Below are 15,951 nucleotides of genomic sequence, written 5' to 3' on the forward strand. Positions count from 1 at the left end.
GGGGGGGGGGGGGGGGGGGGCCCGGGGGCGGGGGGTGGGGTGGGGTGTCGTCCGGGACTGCATGATTTTTGGCGCCTTGACGGGAGATTGAGCGCGGGCCTGATCGCGCCACAAATCACGTTTTACGTCCCGGACGACACCCCACCCCACCCCCGTCCCCGGCCACGGGTTCCCCGTCCCCGGGCCAGGTCCTAGTAAGACTTGGGCAGGCCCAGGGTTTGGTGCGAGATGAAGTTGAGGATCATCTCGCGGCTGACCGGGGCGATGCGGGCCACGCGGGAGGCGGTGATGAGGGAGGCCAGGCCGTATTCGCGGGTGAGGCCGTTGCCGCCCAGGGTGTGGACGGACTGGTCGACGGCCTTCACGCAGGCCTCGGCGGCGGCGTACTTGGCCATGTTCGCGGCCTCGCCCGCGCCCATGTCGTCGCCGGAGTCGTAGAGGTGGGCCGCCTTCCGCATCATCAGGCGGGCCAGTTCGAGATCGATGTGGGCGGCTGCGAGGGGGTGGGCGATGGCCTGGTGGGCGCCGATCGCCTCCTTCCACACCTGGCGGGTCTTGGCGTAGTCCACGGCCTTGGCGAGGGCGTAGCGGCCCATGCCGATCGCGAAGGCGGCCGTCATGATGCGCTCGGGGTTGAGTCCGGCGAAGAGCTGGAGGAGGCCGGCGTCCTCGTCGCCGCCCACGAGGGCGTCGGCGGGGAGACGTACCTCGTCGAGGGTGAGCTCGAACTGCTTTTCCGCCGCCTGGAGTTCCATGTCGATGACGGAGCGGCTGAAGCCCGGGGCGTCGCGGGGGACGATGAACAGGCAGGGCTTGAGGCGGCCCGACCGGGCGTCTTCGGTGCGGCCGACGATGAGGGTGGCGTCGGCGATGTCCACGCCGGAGATGAAGACCTTGCGGCCGGTGAGGATCCAGTCGTCGCCCTCGCGGCGGGCGGTGGTGGTGATGCGGTGGGAGTTGGAGCCGGCGTCGGGTTCGGTGATGCCGAAGGCCATGGTGCGGCTGCCGTCGGCGAGGCCGGGGAGCCAGGCCTGCTTCTGGGTATCGGTGCCGAAGCGGGAGATGACCGTGCCGCAGATGGCGGGCGAGACGACCATCATCAGGAGGGGGCAGCCCGCGGCGCCGAGTTCTTCGAGGACGATGGAGAGTTCGGCGATGCCGCCGCCTCCGCCGCCGTATTCCTCGGGGAGGTTGACCCCGAGGTAGCCGAGTGTGGCGGCGTCGGCCCACAGCTCGTCGGGGTGGCCGCCCTCGCGGGCGACGCGGGCGAGGTAGTCGCGGCCGTACTTCTGGCCAAGGGCCGCGACGGCGGCGCGCAGGGCCTTGTGCTCTTCGGATTCGATCGTGCTCATGAGGGCGATTCCTCCTGGACTACGGCGAGCAGGGCGCCGAATTCGACCTGGTGGCCGGTGGCGGCGTGGAGCGCGGTGAGCGTGCCGGAGGCGGGCGAGACGATGCGGTGCTCCATCTTCATGGCCTCCAGCCAGAGCAGGGGCTGCCCTGCGGTGACGGGGCTGCCGACGGCGAGGCCCTCGGCGACGCGGACGACGGTGCCGGGCATGGGGGCGAGCAGCGAGCCGGGTTCGGTGAGGTCCTGGGGGTCGGCGAACCGGGGCACGGGGGTGAGGGTGTGGGAGCCGAGAGCCGAATCGACGTAGGTCTTGTTCGATTTTTGTTTCACGTGGAACTGGCGGCGGATTCCCTCGACTTCGAGGGTGACCAGGTTCCGCTCGGTGGACAGGATCCGGGTCCCTGGGTGGTTCACAGGGTGGTACTGGACCTCGTACTCGGCGCCGGCCACCGTGTAGCGGCGGGTCTGGGGCTGCGAGCGGACGTTGCGCCAGCCGCCGAGGCGGGCGGCGAGCGGTGCGTCCGGTGCCGGGGCGGCTTCGGCGAGGGCGGCGGCCAGTGCGGAGAGGGTGGCGTCCGGGCAGCCTTCGGTGAGGGTGGCGAGGTGGCGGTCGTAGAAGCCGGTGTCGAGCTGTCCGGCGGTGAACTCCGGGTGGCGCAGGGAGCGTACGAGGAGTTCGCGGTTGGTCGCCAGGCCGTGGATGCGGGCTCCGGCGAGCGCGTGGGCGAGGGCGCGGACGGCCTCGGCGCGGGTGGGGGCGTGGGCGATGACCTTGGCGAGCATGGGGTCGTAGTGGATGCCGACGGTGTCCCCGTCGGCGAAGCCGCTGTCCACGCGTACCGCACCGGGCACGGCGAGGGTGTGCAGGACCCCGGTCTGCGGGCGCCAGTCCTGGGCGGGGTCCTCGGCGTAGAGGCGGGCCTCGACGGCGTGGCCGGTGGGCGCGGGGGGTGTCGGGGGCAGGGCCGCGCCCTCGGCGACGCGTAGTTGGAGGGCGACGAGGTCGAGGCCGAACACGGCTTCGGTGACGGGGTGTTCCACCTGGAGGCGGGTGTTCATCTCCAGGAAGTACGGGTGGCCGTCGGCGGTGACGAGGAATTCGACGGTGCCGGCGCCCCGGTAGGAGACGGCGCGGGCGGCGGCTACGGCGGCCTGGTGGAGGCGCTCGCGCAGGCTTTCCGGCAGGCCGGGTGCGGGGGCCTCCTCGATGACCTTCTGGTGGCGCCGCTGGAGGGAGCAGTCGCGGGTGCCGAGCGCCCAGACGGTGCCGTGGGAGTCGGCGAGGATCTGCACCTCGACGTGGCGGCCGCGTTCCACGTACGGCTCCGCGAAGACCTCGCCGTCGCCGAACGCGGAGCGGGCTTCGGCGCGGGCGCCGTCCAGCTCGGCTTCGAGGTCGGTGAGTTCGCGGACCACGCGCATGCCGCGGCCGCCACCGCCGGCGGCGGCCTTGAGGAGCAGCGGCAGGTCGGCGGGCGTGGCGGTGGCCGGGTCCACGGGGTCGAGGAGCGGGACCCCGGCGGCGCGCATGAGTTCCTTGGCGCGCGTTTTGGAGGCCATGGCCTCGATGGCCTCGGGCGGCGGGCCGATCCAGGTCAGGCCGGCGTCCTCGACGGCGCGGGCGAAGTCGGCGTTCTCGGAGAGGAAGCCGTAGCCGGGGTGGATGGCGTCGGCGCCCGCCGTGAGGGCGGCCTTGATGATCAGGTCGCCCCGCAGGTAGGTGTCGGCGGGGGCCGCGCCGGGCAGGCGCACGGCCGCGTCGGCCTCGCGGACGTGCAGGGCTTCGGCGTCCGGGTCGGAGTGGACGGCGACGGTGGCGAGGCCCAGGGTGCGGGCGGTGCGGAGGATCCGTACGGCGATCTCGCCGCGGTTGGCCACCAGGAGGGAGTGGAGAGTCATGGGCGGGCTCACATCCGGAAGACGCCGAAGCCGCCGCGGGCGCCCTCGACGGGGGCATTGTGGACGGCCGACAGGCACAGGCCGAGGACGGTGCGGGTGTCGCGCGGGTCGATGATCCCGTCGTCGTACAGCCGCCCGGACAGGAACATCGGCAGGGACTCGGACTCGATCTGCGCCTCGACGAAGGCGCGCATCCCGGCGTCCTGTTCCTCGTCGTAGGGGATGCCCTTCGCCTCGGCGGACTGCCGGGCCACGATGGAGAGCACTCCGGCGAGCTGCTGGGGGCCCATGACGGCGGACTTGGCGCTGGGCCAGGCGAAGAGGAACCGGGGCTCGTAGGCGCGGCCGCACATGCCGTAGTGGCCGGCTCCGTAGGAGGCGCCGATGAGGACGGAGAGGTGGGGGACGCGGGAGTTGGAGACCGCGTTGATCATCATCGAGCCGTGTTTGATGATGCCGCCCTGCTCGTACTCCTTGCCGACCATGTAGCCGGTGGTGTTGTGGAGGAACAGCAGGGGGATGTCGCGCTGGTTGGCGAGCTGGATGAACTGCGCGGCCTTCTGCGACTCGGCGCTGAAGAGGACGCCCTGCGCGTTGGCGAGGATGCCGACGGGATAGCCGTGCAGGGTGGCCCAGCCGGTGACGAGGCTGGTGCCGTAGAGGGGCTTGAACTCGTCGAAGTCGGAGGCGTCGACGATGCGGGCGATGACCTCGCGGGGGTCGAACGGGGTCTTGAGGTCGGCGGGGACGATGCCGAGGAGTTCCTCCGGGTCGTATGCCGGCTCGTGGGCGCGGGGCGGGTCCGCCTGTGGTTTGCGGTGGTTGAGGCGCGCGACCACGCGGCGGGCCTGGCGGATCGCGTCGTACTCGTCGAGGGCGTAGTAGTCGGCGAGGCCGGAGGTGCGGGCGTGCATGTCGGCCCCGCCGAGGGACTCGTCGTCGCTCTCCTCGCCGGTGGCCATCTTGACGAGCGGCGGACCGCCGAGGAACACCTTGGAACGGTCTTTGATCATGATGGTGTGGTCGGACATCCCGGGGATGTACGCGCCTCCGGCGGTGGAGTTGCCGAAGACGACGGCGACGGTGGGGATACCGGCGGCCGACAGCCGGGTGAGGTCGCGGAAGATCGCGCCGCCCGGGATGAAGATCTCCTTCTGGGAGGGGAGATCGGCGCCACCCGACTCGACGAGGCTGATGCAGGGGAGTCTGTTCTGGCGGGCGATCTCGTTGGCCCGCAGGGCCTTCTTGAGGGTCCAGGGGTTGGAGGCGCCGCCGCGGACGGTGGGGTCGTTGGCGGTGATCAGGCACTCGACGCCCTCGACCGTGCCGATGCCGGTGACCATGGACGCGCCGACGGGGTAGTCGCTGCCCCAGGCGGCAAGGGGGGACAGCTCCAGGAAGGGGGTGTCGGGGTCGAGGAGCAGCTCGACGCGTTCGCGGGCCAGCAGCTTGCCACGGGTCTTGTGGCGGGCGGTGTACTTCTCGCCTCCGCCGGCGAGGGCCTTTTGGTGTGCGGCGGCGAGTTCCGCGAGGCGGTCGAGGGCGGCGGTACGGGCCTGCGCGTGCTCGGGGGCATGCGGGTCGACGGTGGTGCCGAGACGGGTCATGAGCCGCTCACTTCCGGTGCGGGCAGCAGGTGGGCCGGGATGTCGAGGTGGCGGGCGCGCAGCCATTCGCCGAGGGCCTTGGCCTGGGGGTCGAAGCGGTGGCCGGAGGCGACGCCGTCGCCGAGGAGGCCGGTGATGGTGAAGTTCAGGGCGCGGAGGTTCGGGAGTTCGTGGCGGGTGACGGGGAGGCCGGCGGCCTCGGGGAGCAGGGCCTTGAACCGGTCCACCGTCAGGGTGGCTTGCAGCCAGGCCCAGGCGGCGTCGGACTCGACCCATACCCCGACGTTGGCGTCGCCGCCCTTGTCGCCGCTGCGGGCCCCGACCAGCGCGCCGAGGGGGGCGCGAGTGATGGGCCCTGCGGGGCCGAAACTGGGGCTCCGCCCCAGACCCCGCTCCTCAAACGCCGGAGGGGCTGGATCATGCCGCCCGGCGGGCTGGATTGCGCGGAGCGCAATTTCAGCCTCGCCGGCGTTTGAGGCGCGGGGGCTCGGGGGCGGAGCCCCTGCCGGGTCCGGGGCGGAGCCCCGGGACGGGGGGCTGGGGGCGGAGCCCCCCACGCGGCGGAGCCGCATATCCGGTTCGCCGGGAAGGGGCGGGGTGGGGGACTGGCCCCGCGGAGCGGACATCGGCAGCCGGGTGCCGTCTGGGAGGGCCGCCGTGTGGGGGACCGAGTCCGCCGGGACCAGGGTCGAGGTGAAGACCCCGTACGGCTGCGCCGGTCCGGGCGGCGCCGTGACGTGGAAGCCCGGGTAACTGCCGAGGGCCAGTTCGATCGCCTCGCCGGTCAGGGCGCGGCCGACGCGGTCCGGGGAGGGGTCGCGGACCACCAGGCGCAGGAGGGCGCTGGCCGTTTCCTCCGTCGGGGCGTCCTCGTGGTCCGTGCGGGACAGGGTCCAGTCGGCGGTGGCCACGCCCTCCAGGGCATCGGACAGCTGGGCGCGCACCAGGGCCGCCTTCGCCTCGATGTCCAGGCCGGTCAGGACGAAGACCACCTCGTTGCGCCAGCCGCCGATGCGGGTGACGCCCACCTTGAGGGTGGACGGCGGGGGTTCGCCCTCGACTCCCGTGACGCGTACGCGGTCGGGTCCGTCCTCGGTCAGGCGGACCGTGTCCAGGCGGGCGGTCACGTCCGGGCCGAGGTAGCGCACGCCCTGGGTCTCGTAGAGGAGTTGGGCGGTGACGGTGCCGACCGAGACCGCTCCGCCGGTGCCCGGGTGCTTGGTGATGACCGACGAGCCGTCCTCGGCGATCTCGGCCAGCGGGAAGCCGGGCGCGCGGACGTCGTGCCGGGTGAAGAAGGAGTAGTTGCCGCCGGTCGTCTGGGTTCCGCACTCCAGGACGTGGCCCGCGACCACCGCCCCCGCCAGCCGGTCGTAGTCGTCCGGAGCCCAGTCGAACCACCACGCCGCCGGGCCGCTGACCAGCGCCGCGTCCGTGACGCGGCCGGTCACCACGATGTCCGCGCCCGCCCGCAGGCAGGCCGTGATCCCGGCCCCGCCGAGGTACGCGTTCGCCGTCAGGGCCCCGTCCGTCAACGCCCCGTCCGTCAACTCCCCGCACGCCAGGGCCCCGCCCGCGAACGGCATCAGATCGTCGCCCTCGACGTGGGCGACCGAGACGGGGATGCCCAGCTCGGCCGCGAGCGCGCGGACCGCGTCCGCCAGGCCCGCCGGGTTCAGGCCGCCCGCGTTCGTGACGATCCGTACGCCCCGCTCGTGCGCCAGCCCGAGGCACTCCTCCAGCTGGCGCGGGAAGGTCTTGGCATAGCCGAGCGCCGGGTTCTTCAGCCGGTCGCGGCCGAGGATCAGCATGGTCAGCTCGGCCAGGTAATCGCCGGTCAGGACGTCCAGCGGGCCGCCGGTCAGCATCTCGCGCAGCGCGCCGAAGCGGTCGCCGTAGAACCCCGAGGCGTTGCCGATCAGCAGGGGGCGCCGGGTCACCGCGAGCTCCCCGGTGCGCGACCGGGGCCCGCCGGGCCCGCGAAGGCCTGGGCGATGTCCAGCCAGCGGTCCGCTTCCGGGCCGGTGGCCAGCAGGGCCAGGTCGGCGCGGTGCGCCCGCTGGGTCACCAGCAGACAGAAGTCGAGCGCGGGGCCGGTGACGCGCTCGGCCGCGTCCACCGGGCCGTACGTCCACAGCCCGGTCCCGTCGGGGGCGGCCAGCTCCACCCGGAACTCCCCGGACGGCGCCGGCAGGCCCCGTACCGCGTAGGCGTAGTCGCGGGCCCGTACGCCGATCCGCGCCACGTGCCGCAGCCGGGCGGTGGGCGGACGGCGCACTCCCAGCGCGTCGGCCACGTCCTGGCCGTGCGCCCAGGTCTCCATCAGCCGGGCGCTGGCCATCGACGCGGCCTTCATGGGCGGCCCGTACCAGGGGAACCGGGTGTCGGGCGAGGCGACGGCGAGCGCCTCGTCGAGGGCGGTACGGGTGGCCCGCCAGCGGGCCAGCAGCTCGGCGGGCGGCAGCCCGGCCCCTTCCTCGGCCCCCTCGTCGACGAAGGAGTCGGGGGCCGCCAGCGCCTCCTCGACCATGCGCCCGAAGCGGGCGGCGTCGGTGAGGGAGAGCAGCGCGGCCCGGTCGGTCCAGTGCAGGTGGGCGATCTGGTGGGCGATGCTCCAGCCGGGCGCGGGGGTGGCCTTCGCCCAGCCGGGCGCGGCCAACTCCCGTACTAGTTCATCGAGTTCCCGGCTCTCCTCGCGAAGATCGGCGAAGACGGCGGCGGCGGACGCGGCGGCGGACGGATCGGGCACGGTGCGCTCCCCTTCTCGGCGTGAGGGGAACACTGACAGGCCCGCGCAAAACAATCAAGCACGCTTGCATTCTTTTTCGGGGAGGGGATGGTGGAGGGAAGGAACCTTCAACCTCGTTGACTGGCAGGCGAGTTGCCCGACACCGAGGGGCGCGGGCCGCGCGGCGGTCCGGGACACGGCACGGTCCGGGACACGGCACGGTCCGGGACACGGCGCGGTCCGGGCCGCGGGGCGCATTTCAGCCGTACGCCCGCAAAACCGGGAAACATCACCGATGTCGCGCCGATACTGAATGCTCCGCTCCGGGCCCAGAGCGCGCACACGTTCATGTCACTCGACCCAGAGGATGAACTGACGTGGCCTCAGCCGACTTCTCCCGACCTCTCACCTCCCTGTATCCCGAGCTCGACGCGACCGCGCTCACCGCGTACGCCACCGCGCTGGAGACCGGCGAACCCGGCGGCCTGTCCCCTGCCCGGGCCGCCGAGACCGACGAGTTCCGGTCCCTCGCCGTCTTCAGCCGCGGCAAGGTCACCGGCGCCGACGGGGACCTGCTCGACGCCGCGATGTGGCGGCACACCGGACCCCAGCCGCGCCCCGTGATCGTGATGCCCTCGCCGTGGACGGACCTGGGCTGGCTCGCGTACGCCGTCCAGGCCACCCTCTTCGCGGCACGCGGCTACAACGTCCTCGCCTACACCGCCCGCGGTTTCGCCGGCTCACAGGGCGAGGTCGAGGTCGCGGGCCCGCTCGACGTCGCCGACGGCAGCCGCGCCCTGGACCACCTCATCGAGCGCACCGCCGGGCCGGTCACGAAGGTCGGCTTCCTCGGGGACTCGTACGGCTCGGGCATCAGCCAGCTCGTCGCCGCGCACGACACCCGCGTCGACGCCGTGGTGGCGCTCAGCACCTGGGGCGACCTCGGGGAGGCGTTCCACGAGAACTCCACCCGTCACGTCGCCGCCGTGCAGGCCCTCCTCGGCGCGGCCGCGCGGGCGCGGCTGAGCCCGCAGACGCAGAGCGTGTTCGAGAACGTGCTCGCCAACCGGGACATCGAGGGCACCCTGCGCTGGGCGGAGCCGCGCTCGCCCTTCACCCACGTCAAGGAGCTCAACCGGCGCCAGGTGCCGGTGTTCTTCTCGCACGCCTGGCACGAGACGCTCTTCCCCGGCAACCAGACCCTGAAGATGTTCAACGAGCTCACCGGCCCCAAGCGCCTCGACTTCTCCATCGGCGACCATTCGGGGCCCGAGATGTCCGGCATGCTCGGCCTGCCCAACCGGATCTGGACCGACGCCCACCGCTGGTTCGACCACCACCTCAAGGGCATCGGCAACGGCATCGCGGACGAGGGGCAGGTGCTCAGCGAGGTCATGTGGGGCCGGGCCCTGGAGCCGCGCCCCACCTGGCACTCCCTCACCGAGGGGATCCGCCGGGTGTACCTCGGCAGCGGCGGGGAGCTGGCCGACAAGCCCGAGGCCGGCTGGAGCGCGCGCGTGCTGTGCGGGGTGGACACCCCGGCGACCGTCGCCGACGAGATCGTGCGGTCCGGGTACGCGGAGCTGGCCGGACGCCCGAAGGCCTACCCGGCCGGTGACATAGACCGCACCGTCGCCGCCGTGTGGGCCACGGCCCCGGTGGAGGAACTCACCCGGCTGCGCGGCATCCCGCGGCTGCGCGTCACGTACCGGGCGGCGAACCCGCGCTCCAGCTTCGTCGCGTACCTCTTCGACCAGGCGCCCGACGGTTCGGCGCACATCGTCACGCACGCCCCGTACACGGACCTCGGGCGGGAGCCCGACAGCCTGGTCGGCGCGGACTTCGAGCTCCAGGCCACGGCGTACGACGTCCCGCGCGGGCACCGGCTGCTGCTGGTGATCGACGCCCGCGACCCGTTCTACGGGGACGCCAACCTGCCCCGCGCGACCCTGTCGTTCACCTCCCCGGAGGCCACACCGTCGTACGTGGAACTGCCGCTCGGTTAGGGCTCGGACAGGGGATGCGCGTCCGCCCGGCCGGTCCCCCCGCGGCCGACCGGGCTCGCCCGGGGGCAGCCCGGCTCATGGACTGTCACCCCGCCCTCGGGCCCGCCGATGGGCAGCGGCTGTGCGCCGCAGCGGGGGCACCTCGGCGGCGGGCCCTTCCAGCGGCCGGTCGGATAGGTGCGCGGATTCGTCATGTCCCACGCCTCCACTCCAGGACCCGACCGAGGCCGTCCTCACGCTGCCAACACCACTCGGGGTCGTGGCAAACCGCCCACCCGTAGCCGCACAGCCGGCAGTCGGCCCACGTCTGCCCGCAGTATCCCGGCCCCAACGGGGCAAGCAGCCCGCAGCCGACGCACCTCACGTGTTCCGCCGTACACACCCCGCCCGGGTGCGCGGAGGACGGCGAAACCTCAAGACTCAGTCGCGAAAGGTCGAAGGCCTGCCGCCACATCCGCCCCAGGTCATTCCCGACGGCCATCGGGTCAGCTCGCCTGGTCGACGGCGCGACGGAAGACCTTGATGACCCGGGCCAGTGCGCGGGCGTGGTTCCAGGCGCCCAGGGGCGAGTCCTCGGGGCCACGGCAGGTGAGGGTGTGCCAGTCCTCCAACGCTGCGGCGGCCACGTCCGTCTTGCCCAGGCGGACGACATCCCCGAGCAGCTGCTCGCCGCACCGGGTCAGTCCGTCGAGGAGCACCTCGATCTCCTGCTGGGAAGGCTTCAGGTTGTACGGGACGAGGGCCTTGGCAACCAGGGCCGTCAGGTCAACGGCGGTGGAGGTGTCGACGGGAATCTGACGCACAGCAGATCACTCCTCTACACGAACTTCACTCCGTCACTCATGTATATGAGTGACGGAGCAAGAGATTGCCCGACTCCTATACATGAGTCAACCCGCCACGGAGGAAGACTCGCAGCGGGCTGTGGTGAATTGAGTGGACGTCAGTCCTGCGCGGGGATGCGGTACTCAAAGACGAACTGGTCAGCGGCCATGAGCGTGTCGCAGACCTCCACGACGCGACCCTCTGCGTTGACTGCGTTCCGAACCAACTGGATCACTGCAGCACCCGCGCTGAGAGACAGCTCCGACACTTCTGCCTTGGTCGCCTGCCGGGCCTGAAGCGTCTCGACGAACTCACCGAACACCTGCCCGCTCTCCTCCAGTCGGGCGTAGATGCCGCCGGCACCCGGGTTCTCGGCGAACAGCTCAGGGATGTTCTTCGCGACGTCCCACGGCACGTATGAGGTCGCAGTCTCGACGGGCGTTCCATTCCGGAAGTACAGGCGTCGCCGCGCGAGCACCTGCTCGCCGGTCGCCACTCCGAGCCGCTCGGCGATCTCATCCGGCGCGGCCATCGGGCCGACGAACAGCACGCTGACCTTCGCTTCAGCCCCGGACTGTGTGGACTCGGCGAGGTACGCGGCCTTGCCTTCCTGGCGGAGCGAGCGACGGAAGCGGTCCGACGACCGGTGGCGCACGGGCGGACGGGTCCTCACGATCGAGCCCTTACCGTGGCGGGTCTCCACCAAGCCGCTGGCGCGGACCTCCACCATCGCCTTTCGGACGGTGCCGACGGAGATCCCGTAGCGCTCCATGAGGTCCGCTTCGCTCGGCACCATGTCGCCGGCATTCAGTACACCCGCACGGATCTGCTGGATGATGTCGTTGGCCAGCTGCAAGTACTTGGGTACGGCCCTGCCGTCGCTTCCGATTCCCATGCTCCTTCTCTTCCTCCTATGCTCCTGCACATGAGTACGGGTTCCCCGCCGGTCCAGTCAACGCCGCTCCACTCGGTTTCCGTGGCCGGAGCAGTAGTGCGCGAGGACGGGCGGCTGCTGGCGATCCGGCGGGCGGACAACGGAACCTGGGAACTTCCGGGCGGCGTACTGGAGCTGACCGAATCGCCCGAGGACGGGGTGCGGCGCGAGGTGCTGGAGGAGACCGGCATCGAAGTCGAGGTGGACGGGCTCACCGGGGTCTACAAGAACACGGCGCGGGGCATCGTCGCCCTGGTCTTCCGCTGCAAGCCGTCCGGCGGGAGGGAACGGGCGTCGGAAGAGTCCACCGCGGTGGACTGGCTCGCTCCCGAAGAGATCTCGGAACGGATGGCCGACGTCTATGCGGTCCGGCTGCTGGACGCGCTGGACGGCAGGGGTCCTCATGTCCGGAGCCATGACGGCCGCCGACTGATCTGAGCCGCAACGGAGTGGGGCGCGTGGCGTGCCCCTCCTGCGGCGTGCCCGTCGGTGCGCTACGTGCAGACCGGGCCCGGGGTGGCGGCCGCCGTCGCGCGGAGGAGGTCGCGGAGGAGGTCGAAGTCGATCTCGGCCGGGTTGCGGAAGCGGAGGCAGGCCTTGCCCATGTCGTGGCCGGCCAGGCGGTCCGCGAACGCGTCGCGGATGTCCGTGCGCATCAGATAGAAGGAGATGTACTGCTTCTGGTTCGCCCAGGCGATCTCCCCGGCCGGCTCGCCGGGCCGCACGTACACCGGCATCCCGTACGCGATGACCTCCTCGAAGCCCGTCAGTTCCGACAGGCACAGCTGGCGCAGGCGGGATAGGGCGGGGCGGCGGGCCTCCGGGGCCCCGGCCAGGTACGTGACGGCGTCCATCAGGCGGCCTTCTTCCGGGTCTGGGAGCGGACGGCGCCCATGCTGGCCGCTATCACCAGGGCGATGGCCAGTGCGTCCAGCGCCGACATGGCCTGGCGCAGGACCAGGAAGCCGGCCGAGGCGGCGATGGCCGGTTCCAGGCTCATCAGGATCGCGAACGTGGAGGCCGGGAGGCGGCGCAGGGCGAGCAGTTCCAGGGTGTACGGGAGGACGGACGAAAGGACCGCCACGCCCACGCCGAGGGCCAGGGTACGGGGGGCCAGGAGGTCGGAGCCGGCTTCGAGCACGCCCAGGGGGAGGGACAGGACCGCCGCCACCGCCATCGCCAGGGCCAGGCCGTCCGCCTGCGGGAAGCGGCGGCCGGTACGGGCGCTGAAGACGATGTACGCCGCCCACATCGCGCCCGCGCCGAGGGCGAAGCCGGCGCCGAGGAGGTCGAGGCCGCCGAAGCCGCCCCCGCCGTGGGTGGACAGCAGCACGACTCCGGCCAGGGCCAGGCCCGCCCACAGCACGTTGACCAGGCGCCGGGAGACGACCACGGACAGCGCGAGCGGCCCGAGGACCTCCAGGGTGACGGCCGGTCCGAGGGGGATGCGGTCGATCGCCTGGTAGAAGAGGCCGTTCATGGCGGCCATGGTCACGCCGAACCAGACGACGGTGCTCCAGTCCGAGCGGGAGTAGCCGCGCACCTTCGGACGGCAGAGGAGCAGGAGGACGATCGCCGCGGCGGCCAGGCGGAGCGTGACGACGCCCGCCGCGCCCGCCCTCGGCATGATCAGGACCGCGAGGGCGGCACCGAACTGCACCGAGATCCCCGCCGCGATCACCAGCGCGACCGGGGCGAGGGGGGAGCGGCGGTCGGTGCCGGTGCTGGTGCCCGTGTCGGTGCCGGTGCCGGTTCCCGTGCCCGTGCCTGGGGTGGGGGCGGTCGCGGCTGCGGGGGTCGCGGCATTCGTCGGGGATGAGGAGGGTGCGGGCATTTATCCAGACTAAGGGGTGTGTAAGGGCCATGGCCGCGTGCGCCGCCTTACAGGGCCTCCGCCAGGAGTTCCGCGAGGTGGCGGGCCCGGTGCGGGGAGAGCTGGGCGATCTGGGTACGGCAGGAGAACCCGTCCGCGAGGATCGCGGCCCCGGACGCCGCGTCGCGGAGGGACGGGAGGAGCTGTTCCTCCGCGCACGCCACCGAGACGGCGTGGTGGCCCGGCTCGAAGCCGAAGTTCCCGGCGAGGCCGCAGCAGCCGCCGCTGAGCTCACCGGTGAGGCCGGCCCGCTCGCGGAGCCGGCGGTCCGCCGCGTCGCCGAGGACGGCGTGCTGGTGGCAGTGGGTCTGGCCGGCGACCGGCCGGTCGAGGCGGGGTGGCTGCCAGTGCGGGGCGTATTGCTCCAGGGTCTCCGCGAAGGTGCGGACGGCTGCGGCGAGGCGGGGCGCGCGGGGGTCCTGCGGGAGCAGGGCGGGGAGGTCGGTGCGGAGGGCTGCCGCGCAGCTGGGCTCCAGGACGAGGACGGGCCCTCGTACCTCCCCTACGGCGTCCAGGGTGCGGCGCAGGACCTTGCGGGCGCGGTCCAGGCGGCCGGTGGAGACGTACGTCAGCCCGCAGCACACCGGGCCGGTGGGGACGGTCACCGTGGCGCCGGCCGCCTGGAGGACCCGTACTGCGGCACGGCCGGTCTGCGGGGAGAGGTACTCCGTGAAGGTGTCCGGCCAGAGTGTGACGGTGGGCGCCGAGTCAGGGGCGGGGCCCTGCGGGCGGCTATCCCCACCCCGCCCCTTCCCGAAACTGGGGCTCCGCCCCAGACCCCGCGCCTCAAACGCCGGCGAGGCTGAAGATGTGAACGGCACCCGTGCCAGCTCCGGGAGGGTTCGCTCCCGGGCCAACCCCGGGACGGGAACCAGACGCCCGGCCGCGTTGACGACCCGCGCCATCCGCAGTGCCGCGATCAGGCGGAGCCAGGCCGGGAGGCCGCCCAGGGTGTAGTGCGCGAGCGGGCGGATCCGGCCCGACCAGTGGTGGTGCAGGAACTCCGCCTTGTACGAGGCCATGTCCACCCCCACCGGGCAGTCGCTGAGGCAGCCCTTGCAGCCCAGGCACAGGTCCAGCGCCTCGGCGACCTCCGCCGCGCGCCAGCCGTCCGTCACGATCTCCCCGGCCAGCATCTCGTGCAGCAGCCGGGCCCGGCCGCGCGTGGAGTGCCGTTCGTCCCCGGTGGCCCGGTAGGACGGGCACATCACCGCCGGTCCGCCCACCTCCGTCGAGCGGCATTTGGCGACGCCGACGCAGCGGGCGACCTCCCCGGCGAGGGCCGTCTTCGGCAGCACCGTGAAGCGGAGGTTCTCGTCGAGGCGGGCCGGGCGGACCAGGATCCCCGGGTTCATTCCGCCCGCCGGATCCCACACGTCCTTGTACGCGCCGAAGAGGCGGAGCACGTCCGGCCCGTACATCCTCGGCAGGAGCTCCGCCCGCGCCTGGCCGTCCCCGTGCTCCCCCGACAGGGAGCCGCCGTGCGCCACGACCAGGTCGGCCAGCTCGGACGAGAAGGTCCGGAACCGGGCCACGCCCGCCTCCGAGGCCAGGTCGAAGTCGATCCGTACGTGGACGCAGCCCTCGCCGAAGTGCCCGTACGGGGATCCGCGCAGCCCGTGCGCCGCCAGCAGGGCCCGGAAGTCCCGCAAGTACGCGCCGAGCCGGGCCGGCGGGACCGCGCAGTCCTCCCACCCGGGCCAGGCCATGCCCCCTCCGGCCGACGGGTGGATCCGCGTCGCCGTTCCCGCCGCGTCCTCGCGGATCCGCCACAGGGCCCGCTGCCCCGCCGGGTCCGTGACCACCACCGAGTCGAGCGCGTCGGCGCCCCGTACGAGCGACCGGGCGGCGGCCTCGTCCCGCGTCTCCACGAACAGCCAGGCCGCCCCGCGCGGCAGGCCCGCCGCGTCGCCGACCAGGTCCCGCGCCATGCCCTCCACCGTCAGCGGGAGGTACGGCAGCAGGCCCGCCGCCGCGTCGGCCGCCGCGGTCTCGGTGGCGTACCCGAGGACCGCGAGCGCCGGCGCGCGCGGCGCTTCCACCAGGCGCACCACCGCCTCGGTCACCACCCCGAGCGTGCCCTCGCTCCCGCAGAACGCCCGCGCGAGTTCGACGCCCCGCTCGGGCAGCAGCGCGTCCAGGCCCCCGTAGCCGGAGATCCGGCGGGAGAAGCCCCCGGCCATGCCGGTCCGCAGGACCGCCAGGTTCCCCGCCACCAGCTCCCGCAGCCCGTCCGGCGCGCCCGCCCAGCCGGTGCCGAGGCGGTACGAGGCGCCCCCGTACGCCGTCACCGCCAGCTCCGCCACGTTGTCGGCGGTGGTCCCCCAGGCCACCGAGTGGGCCCCGCACGCGTTGTTGCCGATCATCCCGCCGAGAGTGCAGCGGGAGTGCGTCGAGGGGTCCGGCCCGAAGGCCAGCCCGTACGGGCGCACCGCGTCCCGCAGCCGGTCGAGGACGAGCCCGGGCTGGACCACGGCCGTACGCGCCGCCGGATCCACCGACACCAGGGCGTTCATGTGCCGGGTGAGGTCCAGCACCACGCCGACGCCCGTGGCCTGGCCGGCGATGGAGGTGCCGCCGCCGCGCGGCACGACCGGGACCCCGGCCCCGGCGCAGATCCGCAGCGCGGTCGCCACGTCGTCGGCGTCGCGCGGGGCGACGACCCCGACGGGGACGCGGCGGTAGTTCGAGGCGTCCATGGTGGCCAGCGCCCGCGCGGCCGCGCCGA

12 protein-coding genes are annotated in these 15,951 nt (G+C 73.0%); 2 read left to right on the top strand and 10 right to left on the bottom strand.

Annotated elements, in window-relative coordinates:
- Positions 1-191 precede the first annotated feature (191 nt).
- The 5 genes from MTF65_RS25060 to MTF65_RS25080 are packed head-to-tail and all read right to left on the bottom strand — an operon-like array spanning position 192 to position 7,606.
- Positions 192-1,352 carry an acyl-CoA dehydrogenase family protein gene (locus MTF65_RS25060; RefSeq protein WP_243631205.1) on the bottom strand — a complete coding sequence of 387 codons (1,161 nt, stop codon included), beginning with the start codon at positions 1,350-1,352 and terminating at the stop codon, positions 192-194.
- Positions 1,349-3,250 (bottom strand): biotin carboxylase N-terminal domain-containing protein, encoded by a 1,902-nt coding sequence (locus MTF65_RS25065; protein ID WP_243631206.1) that lies wholly within the window; start codon positions 3,248-3,250, stop codon positions 1,349-1,351. Before MTF65_RS25065 ends, MTF65_RS25060 begins: the two co-directional genes overlap by 4 nt.
- Positions 3,251-3,258: 8 nt before the next feature.
- Positions 3,259-4,857, bottom strand: coding sequence for an acyl-CoA carboxylase subunit beta (locus tag MTF65_RS25070; protein ID WP_243631207.1), 1,599 nt, complete (start codon positions 4,855-4,857; stop codon positions 3,259-3,261).
- Positions 4,854-6,797 carry an acyclic terpene utilization AtuA family protein gene (locus MTF65_RS25075; protein WP_308407224.1) on the bottom strand — a complete coding sequence of 648 codons (1,944 nt, stop codon included), beginning with the start codon at positions 6,795-6,797 and terminating at the stop codon, positions 4,854-4,856. The genes MTF65_RS25070 and MTF65_RS25075 overlap by 4 nt, the downstream gene beginning before the upstream one ends.
- Entirely contained in the window at positions 6,794-7,606 is an 813-nt protein-coding gene (locus MTF65_RS25080) for a TIGR03084 family metal-binding protein (protein ID WP_243631208.1), read from the bottom strand. Before MTF65_RS25080 ends, MTF65_RS25075 begins: the two co-directional genes overlap by 4 nt.
- Before the next feature lie 356 nt (positions 7,607-7,962).
- Here MTF65_RS25080 and MTF65_RS25085 point away from each other — a divergent pair, with 356 nt between their 5' ends.
- A complete protein-coding gene (locus MTF65_RS25085; protein WP_243631209.1) occupies positions 7,963-9,591 on the top strand; it encodes an alpha/beta fold hydrolase in 1,629 nt (542 codons plus the stop codon).
- A 485-nt stretch (positions 9,592-10,076) separates the two neighbouring features.
- On the opposite strand, the gene MTF65_RS25090 is transcribed toward MTF65_RS25085, so the two are convergent.
- Together MTF65_RS25090 and MTF65_RS25095 are read right to left on the bottom strand one after the other, a co-directional pair.
- Complete coding sequence (locus MTF65_RS25090; protein ID WP_243631210.1) at positions 10,077-10,394, bottom strand: DUF6415 family natural product biosynthesis protein; 318 nt, start codon at positions 10,392-10,394, stop codon at positions 10,077-10,079.
- Positions 10,395-10,534: 140 nt separating this feature from the next.
- Positions 10,535-11,311, bottom strand: coding sequence for a GntR family transcriptional regulator (locus MTF65_RS25095; protein WP_243631211.1), 777 nt, complete (start codon positions 11,309-11,311; stop codon positions 10,535-10,537).
- Between the two features lie 18 nt (positions 11,312-11,329).
- Here MTF65_RS25095 and MTF65_RS25100 point away from each other — a divergent pair, with 18 nt between their 5' ends.
- A complete protein-coding gene (locus MTF65_RS25100; protein ID WP_243631212.1) occupies positions 11,330-11,788 on the top strand; it encodes an NUDIX hydrolase in 459 nt (152 codons plus the stop codon).
- A gap of 56 nt (positions 11,789-11,844) precedes the next feature.
- On the opposite strand, the gene MTF65_RS25105 is transcribed toward MTF65_RS25100, so the two are convergent.
- From MTF65_RS25105 to MTF65_RS25115, 3 genes are read right to left on the bottom strand one after another with little or no spacing between them, the layout of a single operon-like run.
- Entirely contained in the window at positions 11,845-12,204 is a 360-nt protein-coding gene (locus tag MTF65_RS25105) for a DUF1801 domain-containing protein (protein ID WP_243631213.1), read from the bottom strand.
- Entirely contained in the window at positions 12,204-13,184 is a 981-nt protein-coding gene (locus MTF65_RS25110) for a DMT family transporter (protein ID WP_243631214.1), read from the bottom strand. Before MTF65_RS25110 ends, MTF65_RS25105 begins: the two co-directional genes overlap by 1 nt.
- 47 nt (positions 13,185-13,231) lie before the next feature.
- The gene (locus tag MTF65_RS25115) at positions 13,232-15,922 is read right to left on the bottom strand and encodes an FAD-binding and (Fe-S)-binding domain-containing protein (RefSeq protein WP_243631379.1); all 2,691 of its coding nucleotides are present in this window, start codon (positions 15,920-15,922) and stop codon (positions 13,232-13,234) included.
- Positions 15,923-15,951 lie beyond the last annotated feature (29 nt).

Source organism: Streptomyces sp. APSN-46.1 (assembly GCF_022815725.1).
In the GTDB taxonomy this organism is placed as follows: domain Bacteria; phylum Actinomycetota; class Actinomycetes; order Streptomycetales; family Streptomycetaceae; genus Streptomyces.

What these genes read in the sequence shown, in the direction of transcription:
- MTF65_RS25060 (WP_243631205.1), bottom strand. Translation starts at nt 1,352, where the DNA reads ATGAGCACGATCGAATCCGAAGAGCACAAGGCCCTGCGCGCCGCCGTC.
- MTF65_RS25065 (WP_243631206.1), bottom strand. Translation starts at nt 3,250, where the DNA reads ATGACTCTCCACTCCCTCCTGGTGGCCAACCGCGGCGAGATCGCCGTA.
- MTF65_RS25070 (WP_243631207.1), bottom strand. Translation starts at nt 4,857, where the DNA reads ATGACCCGTCTCGGCACCACCGTCGACCCGCATGCCCCCGAGCACGCG.
- MTF65_RS25095 (WP_243631211.1), bottom strand. Translation starts at nt 11,311, where the DNA reads ATGGGAATCGGAAGCGACGGCAGGGCCGTACCCAAGTACTTGCAGCTG.
- MTF65_RS25100 (WP_243631212.1), top strand. Translation starts at nt 11,330, where the DNA reads ATGCTCCTGCACATGAGTACGGGTTCCCCGCCGGTCCAGTCAACGCCG.
- MTF65_RS25105 (WP_243631213.1), bottom strand. Translation starts at nt 12,204, where the DNA reads ATGGACGCCGTCACGTACCTGGCCGGGGCCCCGGAGGCCCGCCGCCCC.
- MTF65_RS25110 (WP_243631214.1), bottom strand. Translation starts at nt 13,184, where the DNA reads ATGCCCGCACCCTCCTCATCCCCGACGAATGCCGCGACCCCCGCAGCC.
- MTF65_RS25115 (WP_243631379.1), bottom strand. Translation starts at nt 15,922, where the DNA reads ATGGACGCCTCGAACTACCGCCGCGTCCCCGTCGGGGTCGTCGCCCCG.